The sequence below is a fragment of the Prevotella pectinovora genome, assembly GCF_041323955.1.
Classification (GTDB): Bacteria; Bacteroidota; Bacteroidia; order Bacteroidales; family Bacteroidaceae; genus Prevotella; species Prevotella pectinovora.
This window is the reverse complement of record NZ_JBGLIV010000001.1, coordinates 2,794,854-2,816,527: the sequence shown is the minus strand read 5'-3', so window position 1 is coordinate 2,816,527 and position 21,674 is coordinate 2,794,854. Positions and strand designations below refer to the sequence as shown.

The 21,674-nt window shown below is 45.9% G+C and carries 18 protein-coding genes, 1 tRNA gene and 2 pseudogenes; 6 read left to right on the top strand and 15 right to left on the bottom strand.

Translation table 11 applies throughout. The annotated features are described in order from the left end of the window. Positions 1 to 306 precede the first annotated feature (306 nt). The 10 genes from ACDC99_RS11000 to metK all read right to left on the bottom strand — a co-directional run bounded on the left by ACDC99_RS11000 (position 307) and on the right by metK (position 9,588). Positions 307 to 2,091 (bottom strand): tetratricopeptide repeat protein, encoded by a 1,785-nt coding sequence (locus tag ACDC99_RS11000; RefSeq protein WP_370756750.1) that lies wholly within the window; start codon positions 2,089 to 2,091, stop codon positions 307 to 309. A gap of 319 nt (positions 2,092 to 2,410) precedes the next feature. Continuing rightward, positions 2,411 to 3,235 (bottom strand): leucine-rich repeat domain-containing protein, encoded by an 825-nt coding sequence (locus ACDC99_RS10995; RefSeq protein ID WP_370756749.1) that lies wholly within the window; start codon positions 3,233 to 3,235, stop codon positions 2,411 to 2,413. A gap of 43 nt (positions 3,236 to 3,278) precedes the next feature. Further along, positions 3,279 to 3,467, bottom strand: a complete 189-nt coding sequence (locus tag ACDC99_RS10990; protein WP_370756748.1) for a hypothetical protein — start codon at positions 3,465 to 3,467, stop codon at positions 3,279 to 3,281. A gap of 489 nt (positions 3,468 to 3,956) precedes the next feature. Beyond that, a tRNA-Gln gene (locus ACDC99_RS10985) sits at positions 3,957 to 4,027 on the bottom strand. Between the two features lie 180 nt (positions 4,028 to 4,207). Beyond that, positions 4,208 to 5,506, bottom strand: a complete 1,299-nt coding sequence (gene tyrS, locus ACDC99_RS10980) for a tyrosine--tRNA ligase (protein WP_044065228.1) — start codon at positions 5,504 to 5,506, stop codon at positions 4,208 to 4,210. A 47-nt stretch (positions 5,507 to 5,553) separates the two neighbouring features. Further along, entirely contained in the window at positions 5,554 to 5,796 is a 243-nt protein-coding gene (yidD, locus tag ACDC99_RS10975; RefSeq protein ID WP_044079620.1) for a membrane protein insertion efficiency factor YidD, read from the bottom strand. 6 nt (positions 5,797 to 5,802) lie between these two features. Further along, positions 5,803 to 6,273 carry a ribonuclease P protein component gene (gene rnpA / locus ACDC99_RS10970; RefSeq protein ID WP_082030871.1) on the bottom strand — a complete coding sequence of 157 codons (471 nt, stop codon included), beginning with the start codon at positions 6,271 to 6,273 and terminating at the stop codon, positions 5,803 to 5,805. A gap of 14 nt (positions 6,274 to 6,287) precedes the next feature. After that, positions 6,288 to 7,040, bottom strand: a complete 753-nt coding sequence (locus ACDC99_RS10965; RefSeq protein WP_022317027.1) for a uroporphyrinogen-III synthase — start codon at positions 7,038 to 7,040, stop codon at positions 6,288 to 6,290. Between the two features lie 7 nt (positions 7,041 to 7,047). Continuing rightward, entirely contained in the window at positions 7,048 to 8,076 is a 1,029-nt protein-coding gene (locus tag ACDC99_RS10960) for a DUF4271 domain-containing protein (protein ID WP_370756747.1), read from the bottom strand. Between the two features lie 237 nt (positions 8,077 to 8,313). After that, positions 8,314 to 9,588, bottom strand: coding sequence for a methionine adenosyltransferase (metK, locus tag ACDC99_RS10955; protein WP_022317029.1), 1,275 nt, complete (start codon positions 9,586 to 9,588; stop codon positions 8,314 to 8,316). Positions 9,589 to 9,878: 290 nt separating this feature from the next. On the opposite strand from metK, the gene ACDC99_RS10950 reads away from it, so the two are divergent. Then, positions 9,879 to 10,292: a DUF3876 domain-containing protein gene (locus ACDC99_RS10950; RefSeq protein WP_287072777.1), complete on the top strand. Its 414-nt coding sequence runs from the start codon at positions 9,879 to 9,881 to the stop codon at positions 10,290 to 10,292. A gap of 23 nt (positions 10,293 to 10,315) precedes the next feature. Next, positions 10,316 to 10,792, top strand: a pseudogene (locus ACDC99_RS10945) (DUF4141 domain-containing protein); the annotation flags it as partial. Here ACDC99_RS10945 and ACDC99_RS10940 read toward each other — a convergent pair. Together ACDC99_RS10940 and tet(Q) are read right to left on the bottom strand one after the other, a co-directional pair. Next, positions 10,780 to 11,310 (bottom strand): annotated as a pseudogene (locus ACDC99_RS10940) (histidine kinase); the annotation flags it as partial. The pseudogenes ACDC99_RS10945 and ACDC99_RS10940 sit on opposite strands and share 13 nt — an antisense overlap. Further along, the gene (gene tet(Q) / locus ACDC99_RS10935) at positions 11,310 to 13,235 is read right to left on the bottom strand and encodes a tetracycline resistance ribosomal protection protein Tet(Q) (protein WP_370756746.1); all 1,926 of its coding nucleotides are present in this window, start codon (positions 13,233 to 13,235) and stop codon (positions 11,310 to 11,312) included. The pseudogene ACDC99_RS10940 and the gene tet(Q), both read right to left, overlap by 1 nt. A gap of 269 nt (positions 13,236 to 13,504) precedes the next feature. On the opposite strand from tet(Q), the gene ACDC99_RS10930 reads away from it, so the two are divergent. From ACDC99_RS10930 to ACDC99_RS10920, 3 genes are all read left to right on the top strand, one after another. Then, on the top strand, positions 13,505 to 14,794 hold the full coding sequence (locus ACDC99_RS10930) for an IS1380-like element IS614 family transposase (protein ID WP_370756745.1): 1,290 nt from the start codon (positions 13,505 to 13,507) through the stop codon (positions 14,792 to 14,794). Positions 14,795 to 15,286: 492 nt separating this feature from the next. After that, positions 15,287 to 16,312 (top strand): IS110 family RNA-guided transposase, encoded by a 1,026-nt coding sequence (locus tag ACDC99_RS10925; RefSeq protein ID WP_042517114.1) that lies wholly within the window; start codon positions 15,287 to 15,289, stop codon positions 16,310 to 16,312. Positions 16,313 to 16,485: 173 nt separating this feature from the next. Continuing rightward, positions 16,486 to 17,622: an ATP-binding protein gene (locus ACDC99_RS10920; RefSeq protein ID WP_370756744.1), complete on the top strand. Its 1,137-nt coding sequence runs from the start codon at positions 16,486 to 16,488 to the stop codon at positions 17,620 to 17,622. A gap of 583 nt (positions 17,623 to 18,205) precedes the next feature. Here ACDC99_RS10920 and ACDC99_RS10915 read toward each other — a convergent pair. Continuing rightward, complete coding sequence (locus ACDC99_RS10915; protein ID WP_044074031.1) at positions 18,206 to 18,856, bottom strand: hypothetical protein; 651 nt, start codon at positions 18,854 to 18,856, stop codon at positions 18,206 to 18,208. Between the two features lie 299 nt (positions 18,857 to 19,155). Here ACDC99_RS10915 and ACDC99_RS10910 point away from each other — a divergent pair, with 299 nt between their 5' ends. After that, entirely contained in the window at positions 19,156 to 19,959 is an 804-nt protein-coding gene (locus ACDC99_RS10910; RefSeq protein ID WP_022316906.1) for a gluconate 5-dehydrogenase, read from the top strand. Between the two features lie 175 nt (positions 19,960 to 20,134). On the opposite strand, the gene ACDC99_RS10905 is transcribed toward ACDC99_RS10910, so the two are convergent. Both ACDC99_RS10905 and ACDC99_RS10900 read right to left on the bottom strand, forming a co-directional pair. Beyond that, positions 20,135 to 20,770 carry an O-methyltransferase gene (locus ACDC99_RS10905; RefSeq protein ID WP_022316907.1) on the bottom strand — a complete coding sequence of 212 codons (636 nt, stop codon included), beginning with the start codon at positions 20,768 to 20,770 and terminating at the stop codon, positions 20,135 to 20,137. 22 nt (positions 20,771 to 20,792) lie between these two features. Further along, a complete protein-coding gene (locus tag ACDC99_RS10900) occupies positions 20,793 to 21,629 on the bottom strand; it encodes an RsiV family protein (RefSeq protein ID WP_370756743.1) in 837 nt (278 codons plus the stop codon). Positions 21,630 to 21,674: the final 45 nt, after the last annotated feature.

Below are 21,674 nucleotides of genomic sequence, written 5' to 3'. Positions count from 1 at the left end.
TCCGACACGCTATCATCCATCCTCCCTGACAATCATCAAGCGGCAAATATTGTTTTCATCACTGCTTCCTGCATTTCGGGGAGTGGCGCATATCATAGGGGTATGCATTGTTCTTTTTGCGAAGTTACAAAAAATATTCTTTCGATGTCTATAAAACCGGATAATTGTAAAGCCTTTGTTACGTTTTTTTAGTAATCGGTAACGGGGAGGGGAAACTTTTCTGGTATAGATTCTTGATATAGATACAACTTGTCGTGTAACCCGAACAAACAATAAAAATACGAATACAGTCTGACAGGAAACAAGCTACAACGACCTCATCAGCTCTGCCCATTTGCTGGCTGTTCCCTTGGTCTTGAAATTCTTGAAATATAATCTGGTACAAATTGAATAAATGGTATCTTTCGACCTGATTACGAGGACGGAAATGTCAGAAAAGCTCACACCGATTTTCAGCAACACACACACCTTCATCTGTATCTCGCTCATACGGCAGAATTTCGCTATATTATCCTTGTAACTTGGATAAATCCGATTCACCGTAGCGAACAACTCATCCCAGTCTTCAAACTTCACATTCTCTCCTCCCGAAATTGCCAGCATCAGTTTTTTGAACACCTCTGATTCAAGAAATTTTTTGTCGCGCAGATTTCGGGAACGAACAATAAGTTTCTTCTTCTGAATGTCATCATTTCTGTCAGCAACGGCAAATACCTGTTCTTCATTGCCGATTTTTCCACTTTTCGACTCAGCAAGTTGCCTACGCATCTGCTCCATTTCCATCTCCTTTTCTGCAATAGCCTCTTCCTTCTGCTCACGTTCCCTTTCCAATGCCTTGTTCAATATCTCCATACGGGTTTCAAGAAGGCGTTTTCTCCGCCATAAAATGAAATATGTCAACATTGACAAAAGGGCTATGATTATCGCAATGGTCACGGAAACTATAATATAGACCGTCTGACGCATCTGATGCATCTCTAGCTTCATATTCTCCTTCTCTTTCAATTCGTAGTCATACATGGCATTGGCACTTGCCAAAGCATCACGTGGCGAAACGATATCCACAGAGTCAACATAGTTCTTGTAACTAACGAAGTTACCTAAAGCGCCTTCTGCATCACCATTCTTCAGGCTTTGCACCGTTAGCCACCAATAAGCATGACGCTTGGCATATACAGACCCATGTTGTAGCACCTTGTTGCAAAACACAGCGGCAGAATCACGCAGACCGAGCTTGTCATAGATTTCAAAAGACAAGGAGTATGTGGAACTGAGTGTGGCATTGCCAACATTACGACGCGCTGAATCAATAAATTTCTTTGCTTCTGTAAGAGGACCATTCTCGTTATAGTAATTTGCGAGAAAACCATCCACCTCCGACAATAGGGCTGCATCATCTATCTTCAGGGCCATGCCCCTGGCCTTGAGGAGCATCTTCAGAGCTTTGTTCTTATAGCCTAATGCCATATAGCTCCATGACATATTGTTATAGTCATACACACAATGTGTGAGATCGCCTTGACTCTCATGTATCTGCAAGGCTTTCTTCTGCCATTTCAGAGCTTCGCTATCGAGCCCCTGTACAGAATAGATATAGGCCAATTGATAATAGCAAAGGGCTTCTATATCTGTAGGAGCCTTTATGGTATGGTTCACTCCTACTATCTTCATGAAATACTCTACGGCTTTAGGGTAGTCATTCAATGTGCGATACACGCAACCCGCACAATAATATACATCCGACAGCATAGCATCATCACCATATCCTTCATAATGGTCAACGAGTGCCAAGACTTCTTCATCATCTTTAAAATCAGAGTTTTCTTTCACCTTAAGTTTGAGAGAAAGAAACTTCAGGAACCATCTGCCATCCTCATCATAGGTTTTCTCACGCTTCTTGGCTGCAATAAACAGTGTTTTTGCCCTTTGTATATCCTTACTACACAAAGCGTTTATATGGGCAAGCTCACGAGGTGTAGCGTTTCTCTTGTGAACAAGAAACAAAGACATAGCTACGACCATCAAAGCTACAATCAAGAGGATGACTAAAAGAAAGCGTCTCCTAACCGACAGATTCTCTCTAAATTTCATAGGATTTTATATTGTTATTTACTGCTATTCTCTTCATCCCCAGACACTGCAATGAAGTTACCGATAAGCCGTCTGCAAAGATAATAATAACAATCTGTTCACAAAAAAGACTTTCAACATTATTATTACACCCGGCTCTAAATTCATCACAATTAATGACGAGGGAAATGCACAAAGGGGAAGGACCCTTGACTTTTAAGACAAGTTCCCTCTCCCCTATCTAACTTAATTTACGTGATTCAAAATAAAACAAGCTCTGACTGCATCATTGCAGCTTGTATGTCTCAGTCTTCACTCCATTGATGACAAACAATGCAGATTATTTCAAGATTTTCTTTCCGTTGACTATATACATTCCCTTTGCCAGGGCGTTGATGTCGGTCCCGACAAACCTGCCGTCAAGGGTATAGATTCTGTCTGACTTAATACCTGGGATCGTTACAGCATTGTCTATTCCCGCAACGTCATACTCCTTTATTGACTTAAAGGCAGTGCTCCATGTCTCGTCTGCCTCAAAAGCTGACTTGGCGCCTTGGGGAACGTAGAGCACAACATCTTCGGAAATGTCTTCAAACACTTTTTCACCAAGGGTGATTTCACTTGGAGATGAAGCATGCAGAATAAATGATTTCAGATATCTGCAGCCGGCAAAGGCCATGTACTCGATTGACTCAACACTTTCCGGAAGGTCAAGGGTTTCAAGATTGTTGTAATAGAAAGCTCCATAGCATATCTTTTTCAGACCATACGGCAATGTAACATGCTTAAGATTGACACGGTAATATCTCTCTTCCGTCTTTATGCTCTCGTATCCGTAATTCCAAGTATCTTCGCCTATTCCTAATACGCATACGGCTGGAACGCGTGGTTTGAAAGCCATTGTACCGATACAGTCATCCACAAGTTTGCAATTCTCCAGATTAAGTCCTGTCAGATCAAAATACTCTGCAAGGTCACGGAGTTGATAATAGTTCTTGTTTCCCAATGTTCCTGTCACGACAATAGAATCAACATCTCTCCATTCGTCGCTGACTGGGGAGGGGGTGAATACGCCGTCCTGCGTCAACTCCACATACTTAATATTCTGGGCGTTCATACATAATGAACTGGCAAGCACTGATAATAATAAAAAGATTTTTTTCATAGTTTTATCCTTTCTATAATTAAATGATTAAAAAAATGGATTGTCACTCTGCGTTTATACTCGTATAAGTCATGCTCTCGGAATATTGAATGCTGGCGAAGGCTATCTGGATGCCGCGGTATGCTATATCGCTGTTGGAAATATCCACGTTGGACTTCTTCAGCATATAGAGGACTTCCTTGGTATAGTCGTCGGCAAAATGATTGTTCTCATGGTCTTTCGTTTTTTGCAAAGATAAAAACGGCTGTCTGAATGTCCCAAATATTTGAACAGGAAAATAAGCGAACAGCCTGAAATGCACAAATTTTCCTTGCATTTCCACGGTTTTATCGAGAAAAGATGGCCATTATCAGGTTTACCCATCTCGGGCAAAACCGTTATTGTATAGATTCTTGATATAGATACAACATTGTCGTGTAACCCAAATCAGTCATTAGCCCGTTCAATGTAATGTTTTACAACTGCTTGCAGTCTTTTGTCTTTTCAAGGCGTCTTTTATCCGTTTTTAATTCGCAATAGCTCGCTATTATTCATTAAATAAAATCCACTCTTCTAAGAAATCAAAATTCAGGCAAGCCCTAATGACCGATTGGGGGACAACGAGTAATGGTGAGCTATTGCGAATTGAAAACTGGTAAAAGAGTCTCATAAAAGACAAGAGATTACTCTTGCCAAAAGCATACAAAAACGGCGACCGAATCACTTCGCTCGCCGCTCCCCGTTGTCCCAGGCGGACTCGAACCACCACTGACAGAACCAAAAACTGTAGTGCTACCATTACACCATAGGACAATCAAATCATCTTTTTGTTTTGAGAAACCACCGTTTCCCAAGTCTAATGCGTTGCAAAGGTAATGTTTTTTTATACCATTACCAAATTTTGCTATCTATATTTTTTTGCCTATTCCAAAAATTATCACCGAGGAATTTTATCCCCATACCAAGCGCCTTGTTGAAAGAACGTTGTAATCCTTATTTGAGGATGAGGAGATAATAATTCTTCTTGCCGCGCTGCACGAGCAGATACTTGCCGTCGATAAGGTCGTCTTCTGTCACAGGACGGTCGAAAGCCGCAAGTTTCTCCTTGTTGAGAGATACTCCTCCACCCTGCACGAGCTTACGCATCTCGCCCTTGCTGGCGAATACTGGAGCAGCCTGTGTGAAAATCTCTACTGCCGGCTGTCCGAGCACGTCGCGGTTTACCTCAAACTGTGGCACACCCTCGAAGATGTCGAGGAATGTCTGCTCGTCGAGCTTCAGCAGCGACTCCTTTGTAGACTTTCCGAAGAGGATGTTTGACGCCTCGATGGCAGCGTCGAGAGCCTCTTTGGAGTGTACCATCACCGTGGTCTCCTCAGCAAGGCGCTTCTGGAGGATGCGTCTGCCCGGATCCTGCTTGTGCTCCTCTACGAGAGCGTCGATGGTCTCCTTATCGAGACTTGTGAATATCTTGATGTAGCGCTCCGCATCGTCGTCGCTGACATTGAGCCAGAACTGATAGAACTTGTATGGAGAAGTGCGCTTAGGGTCGAGCCAGATATTTCCGCTCTCTGTCTTTCCGAACTTCTTGCCGTCGGCCTTGGTGATGAGCGGACAGGTGAGGGCATAAGTCTCCACATCGTTGCCGAGAGTGCGGCGGATAAGCTCCGTACCGGTGGTCATGTTACCCCACTGGTCGTTGCCGCCGAGCTGCATCTTGCAGTTGTAGTGCTGGTAGAGATACAGGAAGTCGTATCCCTGGAGCAGCTGGTATGTGAACTCTGTGAACGAGAGACCGTCGCGGGCCGTACCGTTGAGACGCTGCTGCACGCTCTCCTTTGCCATCATATAGTTCACGGTGATATGCTTGCCCACCTCACGGGCAAAGTCGAGGAAGGTGAAGTTCTTCATCCAGTCGTAGTTGTTCACCAGCTCTGCCTTGTTAGGCTCGGTGCCCTCAAAGTCGAGGAACTTGCTCACCTGCTTCTTGATTGCCTCCTGGTTATGGTAGAGAGTCTTGTCGTCGAGCAGGTTGCGCTCCTGGCTCTTGCCAGATGGGTCACCGATCATTCCTGTGGCACCACCGACGAGGATGATAGGCTTGTGTCCGCAACGCTGAAGGTGGCGGAGCATCATGATTCCACAAAGGTGTCCGATGTGCAGTGAGTCAGCCGTAGGGTCGGTACCGAGATATGCGGTTACCATCTCCTTCTGCAGCAACTCCTCGGCGCCTGGCATCATCTGAGCCAGCATACCGCGCCATTTAAGTTCTTCAACAAAGTTCTTTTTCATATCGTTAATGTTTTATTTCTTTAAGTACCAGACTTTCCCATCCCCCCCTACGGCACGGGGTCGTAACCGCTGCCTCCCCAGGGATGACATCTCAGAATGCGCCGGATGGCGAGATACAGTCCTTTCACCGGTCCGTGTTTCACTATTGCCTCACGGGCATATTCGGAGCATGTTGGTGTAAAGCGGCATGAGGGCGGCGTAAACGGGGATATGCACCGCTGATAGAACAGTATCGGCAGGCACAGCAGCCATACGAGGGCTTTGGAGATAAACTTCACTATCTTGCCCATAGAGCCTTACGGTTGTTCCTGATCCGTGAGATTGTGGGTCTCCGCTTTCCTGCTGTTGTCGTAGATGCGATGCGCCTTCTCCCCTATCCTGCTGAGCAACGCTACCATAGATGCCTCCACTTCGCCAGACGGCTGCGGCTCATCCGAGAGCCACACGAAGGCGATGGAGAGTCCTGTGCCCGGCATACCGGCGATGATGTCGGCGAGAGCATGCTTGTTCTTGCGGTAAGCCTCGCGCACCTGCCTCTTGGCGCGATTGCGCTTCACGGCTCTCTTGAAATGCTTCTTCGAAACACTGACAAGCACTCTCACTGCAGCTTCGCCCTTTTGTTCCTCTCCTGTAGTGAGGGTATATACCGCCCTAAGCGGAAAGACAACCATAGAGCTTCTTTTCGCTTTCTGGAACAGCTGCTCCACGGCATTCCTGCCGTGCAGGCGCTCACTCTTGCTTAGGGTGTTCCTGGTCGGGAGAGTCATCAAGGGGTGTTATATTAGTCTTCCTGGTCGATGAGGAATCGGCGCAGAGCGCTCGTCATCGAAGGATATTTCTCTGATGGTGCTTCCACCTGCACGTCGAGTCCGGCGTCGTGGGCTGCCTTGGCAGTTGCAGGACCGAAGGTGGCTGCCTTCATAGGTGCCGCTCCGCATCCATCCGGGAATGCCTTCTTGTATGCTGCCACACCTGACGGGCTGAAGAATACACACATGTCGTAGTCGAAGTTCTTCACTTCCTCTTCGGTGAGGTCGTTGCACACCGTGCGGTACATCACGCATTCGGTATGCTGGAGTCCCTTTGTGTCGAGGAGCTTCTTCACGGAGTTGTCGTGAACGTCGCTCAGCGGCACGAGGTATTTCTCCTGCTTGTGCTTCATCATCAGCGGCACGAGGTCGTCGATCTTGCCGGTGCTGCCGAAGAACACCTTACGCTTGCGGTACTGCACGTATTTCTGGATATATAATGAAATGGTCTCAGTGACACAGAAATATTTCATCGTGTCAGGGATTTCAAAACGCATCTCCTGAGCAATCTTGAAGAAGTTGTCTATCGCATGGCGAGACGTGAATACCACGGCAGTGAAGCTCGTGATGCTTATCTTCTGCTGGCGGAATTCTTTCGAAGAGAGTCCTTCCACCTTTATGAATGGTCTAAATACCAGCTCTACTCCAAAATCTTCTGCAATCCTATAATAAGGTGACTTGTCGCTAGTAGGTTTGGGTTGAGAAACTAAAATCTTCTTAATCATCGATGCCTTAAAAATTTACATTCAAATAACTTATCAAAACCGACAACGTGCCGCAGAGCGCAAGAAGCGGTATTATTTCAAGGGCGCAAAAGTACAAAATTATTTGCAGATAAACGCCTTTCTGTCTGAAAAAGATTAAAAAGCACTTGTATAATGACAACAATCGCGACAACACCACAACGGCTCCCACATAGAGGATGGTGTGTTTCATCGACAGTCCGAAATATGCCTGCGACACTACCACGGGGAACATCACCACTCCCTCGACGGAGGTGGTGAAGAGGAACGACTTCATCCATGACGCATTCTGCCGGGCGGTGAAGAACACCCAGTTGACCATAGTATACAGTATGGACTTGAGCATGAAATACCCGGCGAAGACGCCGAAGAACATCGCTATCAACTGATACTGCGACGAGACGAGGAAGGTGTCGGAATTGCGCTCCTGGGCATAGAAGAAGGCAACGAGCGACAGCAGCAGACTGGTCTGCGCAGCGAGGAAGAACTGGAAACGGAATTCGTTTGTCGTCTCCGTCATCACCGTAGTGCCGCTGCGCTCTGTTCTGAAGAACTGCTTGGTCTGCCTCATTATGAACCATCTCGACTTTGAGAATGCCACGAAGGCGAGGATGAAGCAGCAGAGCAACAGTGCCGTAATCATGTTGTCGCCGCGTATGGTATAGGGCACGGGGTCGCCGGCAATGCCGTAGCGGCCGCCGTTGAGCTCCGGATGCCACAGTGAATCGGTGGAGAAGAAGTTCTGCTTGTAGTATTGCGGCAGTTCCACGTTCTCCAGCTTGCCGATGGCATTGGCACGGTTGAGCAGACTGGTGGAGTCGAGCGGCACCGCCTCATGAACACGTGGCTGTGCGCCATACACCGTCTGCAAAGCTGAGTCCTGCTGTGCCGGAGTGGCATCGCGGGGCAGCTCATGCAACACCTGATATGGCTGGCGCATCTCCTCATGATGCTGCTCAATGAGCTGCACACCATGTTGCTGACTATGTTTCGTTTCTGTTGAGTCTGTCTGTAGCATTGTCTATTACTCTCTTTGTTGATTCCCTGCCGAATTGACAAGGAAAACGAGTTGACAAGGTGTTTTCCTGTGACTTGACAGTCTCTCCCTTCAAAGGGAGGTCAGGAGAGGATCTTGCCAACTCGTCTGCTGTTCGGCAAGCTTTCCACTTGCCACGTTTTTTCAATCTAAGACTCCCGAACGGTCATCATGCCGTTTTGTGGTTAAACCCTAACGGTCATTCTGCCACCTTTGGGATTAAAGACCGAATTCTTTCTTTATCTTGTCCACGAGGTCGAGCTTCTCCCATGTGAAGAGCTCCACGTCGATAGTCTTCGTTTCATGATAGCGGCTGGTGAAGGTTTTCTTCACTGTCTCCGGCTTGCGTCCCATGTGTCCGTAGGCTGCCGTTTCAAGATACATAGGCTGACGGAGCTTCAGCTGCTGCTCTATAGCCTTTGGCCGCAGGTCGAACATCTCGCTGATTTTCTTTGCTATCTCTCCGTCGCTCATCTCCACATGGCTTCTGCCGTAGGTGTTCACGTATACGCTTACCGGCTCTGCCACACCGATGGCATAGCTCACCTGCACGAGCATCTCGTCGGCAACTCCCGCTGCCACCATGTTTTTGGCGATATGACGTGTGGCATAGGCAGCCGAGCGGTCCACCTTGCTGGAGTCTTTTCCTGAGAAGGCGCCTCCGCCGTGTGCTCCCTTTCCGCCGTATGTGTCAACGATTATCTTGCGGCCGGTCAGTCCGGTGTCGCCGTGAGGTCCACCGATCACGAACTTTCCTGTCGGGTTTACGAAATACTTGATGTCGCCGTTGAAGAGCCTGAGCACTTTCTCTCCTATCTGCTCCTTCACTCTCGGTATGAGGATGTTTATCACGTCCTCGCGGATTTTCTGGAGCATAGCCTCGTCGTTGTCGGTACCGTCGGCATTCTTGATGAAGTCGTCGTGCTGTGTAGACACCACGATGGTATCAATGCGCTGAGGTATGTTGTCATCGGAATATTCCACTGTCACCTGGCTCTTTGAGTCGGGTCTGAGATAGGTCATCACCTTTCCCTCTCTGCGGATGTCGGCAAGTGTTCGCATGATGAGCTGTGCCAGGTCGAGCGATACAGGCATGTAGTTGTCGGTCTCGTTTGTGGCGTAGCCGAACATCATTCCCTGGTCGCCGGCACCCTGGTCGAAGTCCTCCTCACGGCTCACTCCGCGGTTGATGTCGTCGCTCTGCTCGTGTATGGCAGTGAGCACACCGCATGAGTCACCGTCGAACTGGTATTCCGACTTGGTGTATCCAATTTTCTTTATCGTCTTGCGGGCGATTGTTTGCAGGTCAACGTATTCTTCGGAGCGAACCTCTCCCATGATTACCACCTGACCTGTAGTACAGAATGTCTCTATCGCGCAATGCGCTTTGGTGTCGTATGCGAGGAACTGATCGAGCAATGCGTCTGAAATCTGGTCAGACACTTTGTCTGGGTGTCCCTCAGAAACTGATTCGGATGTAAATAGATATGACATAATGATTTAAATTAAAAAAAATAGTTGAATATATTGCCTATATGCAATGAATTTGCAAAGGTAATGCAAAAAACTGATTAAACGAGAGAAATGGGAATTTATTCACATTTCCGAGTGCAAAGTTTTTATTTAAATTGAGAGTAATGCAAAATAAATTTATTTATTTTAATTACCGAGATGCAGCTTACCTTATTAAAAGGTAATGCAAAAAACTGATTAAAGCCAAACAAAATACACTTTTCTAATTTCTCTTGAATCCGCATAAAAAATAAAAATCAAAAACAACGGATATGAGAACAGCAATAGCAACAAAATTCGTAGCATGGGAAGTTCCAACTTTGGAAAACCTGCAAGACAGCAAGTGTCTAATCGGATTGGCGGTCATGATGCTGCAATCCTGCGACGTGGCCGACAACCGCCGTGATATGCTGTGCGGGAACTGGGAGAGCGTGGAGGGGAAGCCCGACGTGCTTATCTACAAGGAGGGCGAAGCCTACAAGGTGACGGTGTTCCGCCGGAGCGGTCTGCGCCGCAAGCTGAAACCGGAAACCTATCTCTTGCAGGAGGAAAACGACAACCTGTTCATGAACACCGGCTTCCGCATCGACGTGTCCTACAACGGGGCAACGGACGTGCTGACCTTCTCGCCGGGCGGCGACTATGTGCGGGTGAAACCGCAGCCGGGACACCCGACAGAAGAATAACAACCACTAAAATCCAAAGTAACATGAGAACAAGAATAACAATGATTATCTGCCTGTGCCTGCTTTTCGCAGGCAGGGCAAGCGCACAGTGGGTCGTAAGCGATCCGGGCAATCTGGCGCAGGGTATCATCAATGCCTCCAAAAACATCATTCATACCTCCAAGACTGCCACGAACATGGTGAGCAACTTTCAGGAAACGGTGAAAATCTATCAGCAGGGCAAAAAGTATTACGATGCCCTCAGATTGGTGAACAATCTCGTCAAGGACGCCCGCAAGGTGCAGCAGACCATCCTGATGGTAGGCGACATCACCGACATTTATGTAAACAGTTTCCAAAGGATGCTCCGTGATGGAAATTTCAGACCAGAAGAGCTGTCGGCAATCGCTTTCGGTTACACGAAACTGCTGGAAGAGAGCAACGAAGTGTTGACGGAACTGAAGAATGTGGTGAACATCACCACGCTCTCCATGACCGACAAGGAGCGCATGGACGTGGTTTCCGTTGGCTTCGTTCCCTCTTTTTTGCCAAAGATGCCCAAGAAACCTTTTCGTTTTGGCTTTTTGGACTGTTCCTGCACACTTTTCTGCACAATAACCGGAATTTGATTGGCTATCTTCTTGTTAATAGATTGTTGTTCATCCATTAACCGGACTATCTGGAACATCTGTCGTTCCTTATCCTCTAAAAGACTGCGCACACTATCGATGCGCTCTGCTGGATAGGTGGCCTTGAAACGGCAGAGCATACTGTCCATTGCCATACGCCGTGCATGGTAATGCTCGATATCTTTATCGTTCCATTCCAGTATTGTTTCACCCAATAGAGAAAATTTTATCATTTGAATATTGATATTGTTTATTTCTTTTCGGAGCTCGTCTATTTTTTTATTGCCAAGTTCTAATGCTTCTATCTCCTGCCATTCATAGAGGCTATTATATGCCATACATCCGATAAGAATGGAGATAAGTATATATCCCAACTGTATTGCCTTATAGAAATTTCCTGACCGCTCCATTATTTTGATGACATTGATTTTTGGAACATGAATAAAAGTTTATCTTTTTCGTTCATGCGGATATTATCAGAATAACCGCCTTTTGTTATTTGATACCCGCATGGCTTAACCATAAAAACACCTAAGCCCTTAGTGTATGAACTTACTTCTGAGGCATAGTCTTTACTTGTATTTAATGGAACTTTCCCTTTAATATGACACCACTCATTATTGCAACTGATGTCTTCAATCTCAGACATCATTTTTTGCAAATCTGTAATAGCTTTGGAACTTGCCGCTTGGGGTATCTGCAACTCAAAATAGAGCATCGGTTCGAGAATGTCCACACCTGACTGTTGCAAGGCCAGCCTGAAGACATAAGGGGTCAGCTGTCTGAAATCAGCAGGTGTACTTACCGGGCTATAATACTCGGCTTGAGTAAAAGTTACTTTCAGATCAGTCACTTCCCATCCATGTAAACCAGATTGGCAAGACATACGAATCCCTTCAAAAACGGCATTTTGAAAAGAATGGTTCAGATAACCATAGGAGATGTCACTTTCGATTTGCAACCCTGTCCCTAACGGCAAGGGTTCAAGCGTCAGCCCTATTGTGGCCCAGTAAGGGTTGGGTGGCACTTCGATCTGAATAATCTTATTGACCTTTTTTACAGGTCGTTCTTTGTAGATAGTCTTGATCTCATCAAAATGGACCTTTACGGAAAATCGTTCTTCCAGCAATGTCTGTATGATTTCCTTTTGTGTCAAACCATATAACGAGATTTCCAATTCATCACTATATGAGTTTATGGAAAAGGACAAAGACGGGTCTTCAATCCACAATGTATTCAGAGCGGATATCACCTTGCTTCTCTCTTCGGACCTGTCTGGCCGGACGGAGGATTTGAGAGCGGGATGCTGATGAGATAACCCTTGAATCAAACAAGGTTTAGTACCTAAATAATCTCCGATTCGAAAATCTTCCATATCTTCTACAATCGCGATATCATTGGCCCCCACTTCATCAACATTTATCTCTCTGCCCTGATAAATAGTCTTTAGATTTTTAATCTTGATGAATTTTTCCGAATCGTTGATTCTTACAATGTCTCGAAGTCTCAGACTTCCGTCAATTATTTTTAGAAAACTTCTTTTATGTCCTTTGGGGTCATGCTCTATCTTATAGAGATAAGCTGAAAGTCTGTTTGAGACTGATTCTGGAGGAAGTATAAAAGAAGAGATGGCGTCCAACAACTCATTGATACCGATATTGAACATTGCTGATCCATGTAGTACCGGATAGACTTTGGCTTTTGCCACAAGATCGATTATCGTATTCCAATAATCAGCCGGTGAAATTTCGCTATCCGCCAAATATCGTTCTAATATATTGTCGTCATGGTTGCATACAAATTCTTTGTATTCTTCCTTTATATATGTTTGGGAGCAAATCGGATAAACCAATCCATCGACAACAGTTTGCATAAACAGGACATCTTGAGACAGATTTGTTTTTATATCCAGATACAAACGCTCTAAATTCACACCGTCACGGTCAATTTTATTGATAAATATAATTGTCGGGATTTGCAGTTTTTGTAAAGTATTGAACAGCAACTTTGTTTGCGCTTGTATGCCTTCCTTTGCGGATAAGATGAGGACTGCTCCATCAAGCATTTTGAATGTCCGCTCCACTTCCGCAATAAAATCCATGTGTCCCGGAGTGTCAATGATATTGCATTTCACTCCATTCCAGATAATAGATGTCGTAGAAGCCCGAACAGTAATTCCTCTACGTTTCTCTATATCCATAGAGTCTGTTATGGTGTCACCATTATCCACACGGCCGCACTTTTCCGTTGCTCCACTGGCAAACAGCAGATTCTCGGTTACGGAAGTTTTTCCTGCATCAATGTGAGCAAGAATTCCTAAATTTATAATATTCATTTGGATTAAGCAATAATATACTACAATAGATGCATTGTCGAAACGCACCTTTTAATACCTCCTCGTAGCATGTGAGAACTACAGGATTACTAACTCGTATTAATATGTATATTATTACTGCCGCATAACGATCCTTAATTCCGCAACACTTTGATTTAACTTTATTTATAAGTTCCTGAGCAACAAAAAGTTGCTCAGGATTTTGCCATGTCAGATTTTTCACTTATCTTAGTGTTGCAAATCAAAACAAGCGTAAATCGTAACAAGACATGGCAAAGGTACAAATAAAATCTGAAAAACTCACACCTTTTGGAGGAATTTTTTCAATCATGGAGCAATTTGACTCCATGCTTTCACCTATTATCGACCAGACACTTGGTCAGAGATGCCGCAGTATCATCGGATATCAGTACAGCGAAATTATTCGTTCTCTGATGAGCGTATACTTCTGTGGCGGTTCATGCGTGGAGGATGTAACATCGCATCTGATGCGTCATCTCTCGTATCATCCGACCTTGCGCACATGCAGCTCTGATACCATCCTCAGAGCCATCAAGGAACTGACACAGGAAAACATCTCATATACTTCCGATAAGGGCAAGACCTATGATTTCAATACGGCAGACAAGCTCAACGCCTTGCTTATAAAAGCCTTGGTTTCCACTGGTGAACTGAATGAGGTGGAAACCTACGATGTTGATTTCGACCATCAGTTCCTTGAAACAGAGAAGTATGATGCAAAACCGACATACAAGAAGTTCCTCGGCTACAGACCTGGCGTATATGTCATCGGTGACATGATTGTCTATGTCGAGAACAGCGATGGCAACACAAATGTGCGCTTTTATCAGGCTGAGACCCACAAGAGATTCTTTGCCCTACTGGAAGCCAACAGCATCCGTGTGAATCGCTTCAGAGCCGACTGTGGTTCGTGCTCGAAGGAAATTGTCAGTGAGATAGAGAAGCATTGCACGCACTTCTACATCCGCGCCAACAGATGCAGTTCGCTCTACGATGACTTGTTTTCACTGAGGGGATGGAAGACGGAGGAAATCAACGGCATCCAGTTTGAACTCAATTCCATTCTTGTTGAGAAATGGGAAGGCAAGTGCTATCGTCTTGTCATTCAGAGACAAAAGCGCATGGATGGAGAGCTTGACTTGTGGGAAGGTGAATACACCTACAGATGCATTCTTACCAACGATTATGACTCATCAACAAGAGACATCGTCGAATTTTACAACAAGCGTGGGGGCAAAGAGCGTATATTCGATGATATGAACAACGGATTCGGCTGGAACAGGCTCCCCAAGTCGTTCATGTCAGAGAACACCGTATTCCTTCTGCTTACGGCATTGATACACAATTTCTATAAGACCATCATTAGCAAGCTTGACACCAAGGCTTTCGGGCTCAAGGAAACGAGTCGCATAAAGGCTTTTGTCTTCAGCTTCATCTCCGTACCTGCCAAGTGGATCATGACAGCAAGGCAATACGTGCTGAATATCTATACTGAAAACTGGGCTTATGCAAGACCTTTCAAAACTGGATTCGGATAAAGTCCGTTCCTTATGGTTTTAATCTGCGTATTGCCTCAAGTCGCATTGTGGGGTAAGGGGAAGGTATGCACAAATCGGACAAAATTCACGCTCATACTATCATGATGCATAGTGTTCAAGCTCTTTACTGCAATTGAGATTGCCATTGAGATTGCTTGCGGATTTTAGGATTTCTAAAAAAAACAAAATCCAAGCAAGCCCTAATGACCTCTAAGTTTGCAGAAGATTGCGACGAAGTCGCATAAACTCCAAAATAATCAAGGTAAAACTATGATTGCTAAAGACAGTTTCGTACCTTTGTTGTAAAAAGGTAGAATCGGTCTGTCGAAGAGGTAAACCAGCTAATGACCCAGCCGTAAAGCTATAAATCGTTTAGGTCCTCATCGACATAGTTGCAAAGACCAGATAGAAAGTTATCGGCTCTGAGCCTTGTTAGAGTGTTAGTCCATACAACTATTGACCAATTCTACACAATATAACTCGTACAAAGTTATGAAGAATTTATTTATCGGAGTTGATTTTTCGAAAGAAAAAGTTGATGTGGCTATCCTTTTTGCAGACGGACTGGCAGAAACCGCTGCTAGAGTGTTCAACGAGTTCAAGACAACCGTGTCTGGCTATAGGCAGTTGGTCAAGTGGGTTGAGCAGAATTCCTGCGGTATCGACTCGTCCTTGTGGCTCTTCTGTGGCGAGAACACGGGCGACTACAGCAAGGGACTGTGCAACTTCCTCTACGGTAAAGGCTACGACATGTGGCTTGAGAACGCAAAGAGCATCAAAGACGCATCTGGTCTTAGACGATTGAAGTCTGACCGTGCTGACGCCTCGATGATTGCAGAATACGCCATGAGGAATTACGATAAAGCCGTTATGTACGAGCCTCTTAGCGAGTCGCTTACACAACTGCGTGAGCTGTTCCTATACCGTCAGATGATCGTAAGACACAGATGCAGTTTCCAGGTGCGTAGAGGCGAAAAGCGACTCACTATGGAGAAGTCGCCAGTCAAGACAATGATTTCGCAGAGCGGACGGCACATCGTCTCTGAACTCAATAAGGAGATAGAGAAGATAGATAAGCGCATTGCCGATCTCATCAAGTCGGACGAGGAACTCACCGAGGTGTTCACCATCGTGACCTCGGTGCCTGGCATAGGAACGCAGAACGCTGTGTGCCTGATGGTGTACACCGACAACTTCCGGCGTTTCAACTACGACTCACGCAAGATTGCCTGCTATTACGGCCTAGCTCCATTTGGCAAAGATTCGGGAACCAGTGTGCATTCCGATCCGCATGTACATTATATGGCTAACCGCCAGATAAAGGCCATGCTGACGCAAGCGGCACTAGCTGCCGTCAACTTCAATCCCATTATGGCGAGGTACTACATGCGCCTCGTAGAACGAGGAAAGAAGAAGCAGGTTGCACTGAACAATGTCAAGAACAAACTTGTACATTTGGTCACAGCCATGGTCAGAAATCGCCAAACATTCACCCCTGAATATAAAATCTCAGCATAAATTGAAAATAATGGTCAAAACATTTGGATATTAACATAGAAAGCGATTTGGGATAAAGCTTGTATGTTTCAATAAATAATTGTATCTTTGTTGCGAAAAATCCATGAAAATCCGCAATACCGTTGCGGAAAATCTATGAAAATCCGCAATATAAACGAACAAATACATAATGTATGATTGAACGTATATGCCATATTGACAAGGAGTTAGAGGATAGTATATTTTTGTTTGGTGCCCGTCAGACAGGAAAAAGTACCTTTTTGCGTCAGAAATTTCCAGACAGTATATACATTGACTTGTTGGATACAACTATAAAGGGGCGCTTCAGTCGTCGGCCTTCTCTGCTTTATGAGATGCTTTCTAACAAGGAAGTAGGTACGCTTGTTATTATAGATGAGATACCAGAAGTGCCTGAGTTGCTTAATGAAGTACATCGTTTGATGTCAGAGAAAGGACTTGTGTTTATTCTATGTAGTTCAAGTGCCAGAAAATTGAAACGCAAAGGCTATAATACATTGGGAGGCAGAGCATATCCTGTATATCTATTTCCTTTTGTGAGTGCTGAGATTCCCGACTTTGATTTACAACAAGCTATCAATTATGGAATGTTGCCACCGCATTATCTGGCAAAGAATCCGCATCGCCGTCTATCTGCATATATTGATGTTTATCTAAAAGAAGAAATCAAGGAAGAGGCTCTTGTAAGGAATCTAAACACTTTTCAGCGTTTTCTGGAGGTTGCGGCATTAACAGATGGCGAAATGATAAATAACAATAATATAGCTCAAGATTGTGGTGTAAGTGCCAATACTGTTGGTAACTATTTTGATATATTGGAGGACACTCTTTTAGGATTCCGTGTACCTGCTTATACCAAAACAATGAAACGCAGATTGGTGCAGGCTCCTCGATTCTATTATTTTGATATAGGTGTAGCCAATCATTTGTTGCATCGTAAGGAATTGGTGAGAGGCACGGCAGAGTATGGTCATGCTTTCGAACACCTTGTAATTCAAGAGCTAAGAGCTTGGCTGAGTTATAAGGAAAGTATGGAACAATTGAGTTATTGGAGGGCTTATACTGGTCAAGAGGTGGATGCTGTGATTGGTGATGCAAGAGTTGCAATAGAGATAAAATCTGTAGAGGAGGTACTGCCAAGGCATTTAAAAGGTCTCAAGACTTTCGCCTCTGATTATCCTGAAAGCAAACTGTTGATAGTTTCGTTAGATCCTATCAACAGAAAGATGGGAGATGTAGAGTGTATCTATATCATTGATTTTTTCAGAAGACTTTGGAGCGAAGGTATATGATAATCTGTAGCACACAGAGTTGTCTCTTTAACCCAAACAAAATCCACTCTTCTAAAAGAGAAAAATCCAAGCAAGCCCTAACAACCGACCGATTGGGGGTTAAGTTGGTAGATATGAGTAAAAGGTGCAAATATCGCTGATTTTTAGTAAAAAAACGAGAATTTCTGAAAAACTGTCAGATTGTCTGGTTTTTTGTTGTAATACTCTGACAGACAGACAGTTGCCTGATAGTCAACTGTCAGCCAATTGTCTGGATGGTTTGCTGATGAAAGGGCTGATAGTTGAATGTGTACAAGACTGTATCGCGGATACGCTTACTTACAATTATCAGATGAGAGGAATTCTGACGACAGGAATGGCATGCGTTGGCAGAATTATGAAAACAGGGATATGGGTATTACAACATCAACTTATTGGGCATCCGTCTGACAGAAAATCTGCCCAACAGGGGCAAGCACGTTGCCCATGATGGGAAAGCACGTTGCCCCACATGGGCACGCTGCTTGCCCATTTTCTGTAGTTTTGATTACCCTTATATATATATAAAAGTAATGAAGTCCAATGTCACGACAGGCGGAAATCGTCAGGCATAATAGTCGCGCAGTTGGGCGGCAAGTGCCGCGAGCTGTTCTATGCTGCCGTTGCCATAGCGCTGCCATATCTGCTGACAAGGCTGGAGCAGCGGCGTAACCATAAACTCCTGCCTGTTGAGATACGGATCGAGAATCTGGTATACGTTGAGCACATCCTCCACTACCCTCGCTTTCACGCCTATCAGCCGCGCCAGCTCCTCCACCTCGGGCGTGGATGCCACCATCGTAATCGGCGTGAGACGGAAATAGAGGTCGAGCACGAGGATGAGAGCCACCGGCGTGAGCGGTTCACAATGAGGAATCTGGCGGAAATCCTTCTCGAAAGTCTCCTTCACCTCCACCCCATCATAGAATGCCGAAGCGCAGGAGAATCCCATCATGCTCCTCACCTTGGCAGCGTCGGCACGCAACCGCCGTGGATTGTCCTTGTAGCGCTGCATCAAGCTGCTGAGAAACGGTGTGGAACCGTTGCGCAGGTCGAACATCTTCTCATATATAAAGGATGGCGGCAGATGTAGTTCGATGCTCAGATCCACCATCTGCCTGCTGTACATACGTTTCAGCCCTACGGGTTTGCGCATATACAGTTGCATCACCAGAAGCCAATAATCATCTTGCCAAAGAGAAGAAATGCCAGCCATAGTAGTATCATTTGATTAATTTCTGCAAACTTAAGAAAAAATGTGGAAACAAAAGAATTATTTTTCGTAACTTTGTGCGCTGATAATATTTAACAGCCACAAACCATTATGAAAACAAGGATTTTCATATAACAAGCTTTACGAACAAAGATACTGCCGCCACAAGTAGGCAACAGAATGGATATAATGACCATAAGACAAAACGGGTATTAGGTATACGGTCTTGTTGCCTTTCAATAAAAACGACAAACTAAATAATACATATTCGATAAATAACAAACTAACTAAAAAATACTAATATGGATACATTCTCAAAGAATTTCTCCCTTGAGGGCAAGGTAGCTCTCGTTACGGGAGCAGCCTACGGTATCGGTTTCGCCATCGCCGAGGCTTACGCAAAGGCAGGTGCGAAGATTGCCTTCAACTGCCGTTCACAGCATCATATGGACCAGGCTCTCGCCGACTACAAGGCTAAGGGCATCGAAGCAAAGGGCTACATCTGCGACGTTACGAATGAGGAGGAGGTGAAGAAGATGGTTGCCGACATAGAGAAGGAACTTGGCGTCATCGATATTCTCGTGAACAACGCCGGCATCATCAAGCGCATCCCTATGACAGAGATGAGCGTGGAGGATTTCCGCCAGGTTGTCGACATCGACCTCAATGCTCCATTCATCGTGTCGAAGGCCGTTATCCCCGGAATGATAAAGAAGGGCCACGGCAAGATCATCAACATCTGCTCAATGATGAGCGAACTGGGTCGTGAGACTGTTTCTGCATACGCTGCTGCCAAGGGCGGACTGAAGATGCTCACCCGCAACATCTGCTCTGAGTTCGGCGAGCACAACATCCAGTGCAACGGTATCGGCCCGGGCTATATCGCCACTCCACAGACCGCTCCGCTGCGCGAACGTCAGGCTGACGGCAGCCGCCATCCTTTCGACAGCTTCATCATCAGCAAGACTCCTGCCGCACGCTGGGGAACTCCAGAGGACTTGATGGGTCCTGCCGTATTCCTCGCTTCTGATGCCAGCGACTTCGTAAACGGCCACGTGCTCTACGTTGACGGTGGTATCCTGGCTTATATCGGCAAGCAGCCTTGATATGCTGACGGCAGAAGGAACACGACCGTAACCATATCACTCCCCCACCCTGTGTGTCTCTCTCTGAGACCTGTCTGGGGAAATAGAAAATAAATGCGCCTCAAGCTCTTGTCGATGACAAAGATGCTTGAGGCGCATTGTTTTTCTTTCAAACGGCATAATGACCGATTTGGGGTTATGGTTTCTTGTATATCAGCGTGAGTCCGTCGCGCAGCGGCAGCATCACACGCTCCACTCTGGGGTCGTGCGCCACGAAGTCATTGAATGCCTCAATGCCGTGTGTCTGCTTGTCCTTGTCGTAGGCGTGGTCCACCACATGTCCGTCCCACAGTGTGTTGTCGGCAAGGATGAATCCTCCGGGTCTGAGCAGCGAGAGCACCATCTCATACGACTCCATATACGTGCGCTTGTCGCCGTCAACAAACGCCATGTCGAACTCCACTCCGAGCTTGGGAGCCTCGGTCATTGCATCGCCGATGATGAAGCGTATCTTGTCGGCGACAGCCGACTGCTCTATCCAGGGACGCGTGAAGTCTTCCTGCTCGTCGTTTATCTCGAAGGTATACACCATTCCTCCCTCTTCCAGTCCTTCTGCCAGACAGATGGCGCTGTAGCCGCTGAAGGTGCCTATCTCGAGGATGTTCTTCGGACGGATCATCCTCACGAGCATCTTCAGCACCCTACCCTGCAGATGTCCGCTCGCCATGCGTCCATGCAGCAGATGGATATTGGTGGCGCGGTATAGGCGATACAGATAATCGCCCTCCGGGTCGCTATGGTCGAGGATATACTTTTCTATTTCTGAATTCATTGTCCAATCTGAGTGATGATACTTACAGCATCTTCAGCACCTCAGCATTGAGGTATGGCTTGATTTTGCTGAATGGCACGATGAATCTCACGCAGCCTGCGGCATAAGAAAACAGTTCGTATGGCTGATAGATAATCATTACGCCCTCCTTGGTGAGATATGGTGCTGTTTTTGGCATCGGCAGGAAATCCACTGTGCAATCGGCTCCCACTATCATACTCTGCAGTTCATCATCGGACATTCTCTTGCCGTCGAACTCCTGGAAATAGTCTTTCATTCCCTCTTTGAGAATGGTGTTGAAAGATCTGTCGCCATAGACAGACTGTTTAAGTATCTCGCTGCCGAAGCGTCTGCCGTCGCTCTTGCGGAACGTCATGCCGCTCATGTTGCCCATGCCGTGAGCACCGCCAAGATACTGGTAGATGCCGCAGGTGTAGGTCACGTATTTGTCTGTCTCACAGTCTTTTCTGATATCTGCGCTCCACGACACCATCTGGTCGGCGTCAAGTCCCAGTTCCTCGATGTTGGCATTGAGATATTTCTTCGTGTCTGCCACATAATGCTGCAACAGCGAATCCTTGTTTTCGAGCGATCCCATATAAGTGGCTCCGAGCTGCTCACTGATATATTCGGCAATGGAGTTTTTGAGATACTGATTGCCGGCAGTGGGGTAGTCGAAGACTATTCTTATCTCCATCCTCTTGTCGCTATGGTTGTATACCACAGAGTCTGTCTGCAACTGCTCATTGGCGACAACCTTGTCTGTCTGCAACTGCTCACTGGCAGTAGCCTTGTTTCCGCTGCAAGAGAACATGGCCAATGTGGCCAAAGCTCCCAGAATAATGCCTTTTGTTTTCATAATTGTTTTTTTAGATCAATAATAGTGGCAGCATGTCTTGTCAGA

What these genes read in the sequence shown, in the direction of transcription:
- ACDC99_RS10900 (WP_370756743.1), bottom strand. Translation starts at nt 21,629, where the DNA reads ATGAAAACAAAAGGCATTATTCTGGGAGCTTTGGCCACATTGGCCATG.
- ACDC99_RS10960 (WP_370756747.1), bottom strand. Translation starts at nt 8,076, where the DNA reads ATGCTACAGACAGACTCAACAGAAACGAAACATAGTCAGCAACATGGT.
- ACDC99_RS10965 (WP_022317027.1), bottom strand. Translation starts at nt 7,040, where the DNA reads ATGATTAAGAAGATTTTAGTTTCTCAACCCAAACCTACTAGCGACAAG.
- ACDC99_RS11000 (WP_370756750.1), bottom strand. Translation starts at nt 2,091, where the DNA reads ATGAAATTTAGAGAGAATCTGTCGGTTAGGAGACGCTTTCTTTTAGTC.
- ACDC99_RS10915 (WP_044074031.1), bottom strand. Translation starts at nt 18,856, where the DNA reads ATGGCTGGCATTTCTTCTCTTTGGCAAGATGATTATTGGCTTCTGGTG.
- ACDC99_RS10995 (WP_370756749.1), bottom strand. Translation starts at nt 3,235, where the DNA reads ATGAAAAAAATCTTTTTATTATTATCAGTGCTTGCCAGTTCATTATGT.
- metK (WP_022317029.1), bottom strand. Translation starts at nt 9,588, where the DNA reads ATGTCATATCTATTTACATCCGAATCAGTTTCTGAGGGACACCCAGAC.
- ACDC99_RS10925 (WP_042517114.1), top strand. Translation starts at nt 15,287, where the DNA reads ATGAAGAATTTATTTATCGGAGTTGATTTTTCGAAAGAAAAAGTTGAT.
- rnpA (WP_082030871.1), bottom strand. Translation starts at nt 6,273, where the DNA reads ATGACTCTCCCGACCAGGAACACCCTAAGCAAGAGTGAGCGCCTGCAC.
- yidD (WP_044079620.1), bottom strand. Translation starts at nt 5,796, where the DNA reads ATGGGCAAGATAGTGAAGTTTATCTCCAAAGCCCTCGTATGGCTGCTG.
- ACDC99_RS10920 (WP_370756744.1), top strand. Translation starts at nt 16,486, where the DNA reads ATGATTGAACGTATATGCCATATTGACAAGGAGTTAGAGGATAGTATA.
- ACDC99_RS10930 (WP_370756745.1), top strand. Translation starts at nt 13,505, where the DNA reads ATGGCAAAGGTACAAATAAAATCTGAAAAACTCACACCTTTTGGAGGA.
- ACDC99_RS10950 (WP_287072777.1), top strand. Translation starts at nt 9,879, where the DNA reads ATGAGAACAGCAATAGCAACAAAATTCGTAGCATGGGAAGTTCCAACT.
- ACDC99_RS10905 (WP_022316907.1), bottom strand. Translation starts at nt 20,770, where the DNA reads ATGAATTCAGAAATAGAAAAGTATATCCTCGACCATAGCGACCCGGAG.
- tyrS (WP_044065228.1), bottom strand. Translation starts at nt 5,506, where the DNA reads ATGAAAAAGAACTTTGTTGAAGAACTTAAATGGCGCGGTATGCTGGCT.
- ACDC99_RS10910 (WP_022316906.1), top strand. Translation starts at nt 19,156, where the DNA reads ATGGATACATTCTCAAAGAATTTCTCCCTTGAGGGCAAGGTAGCTCTC.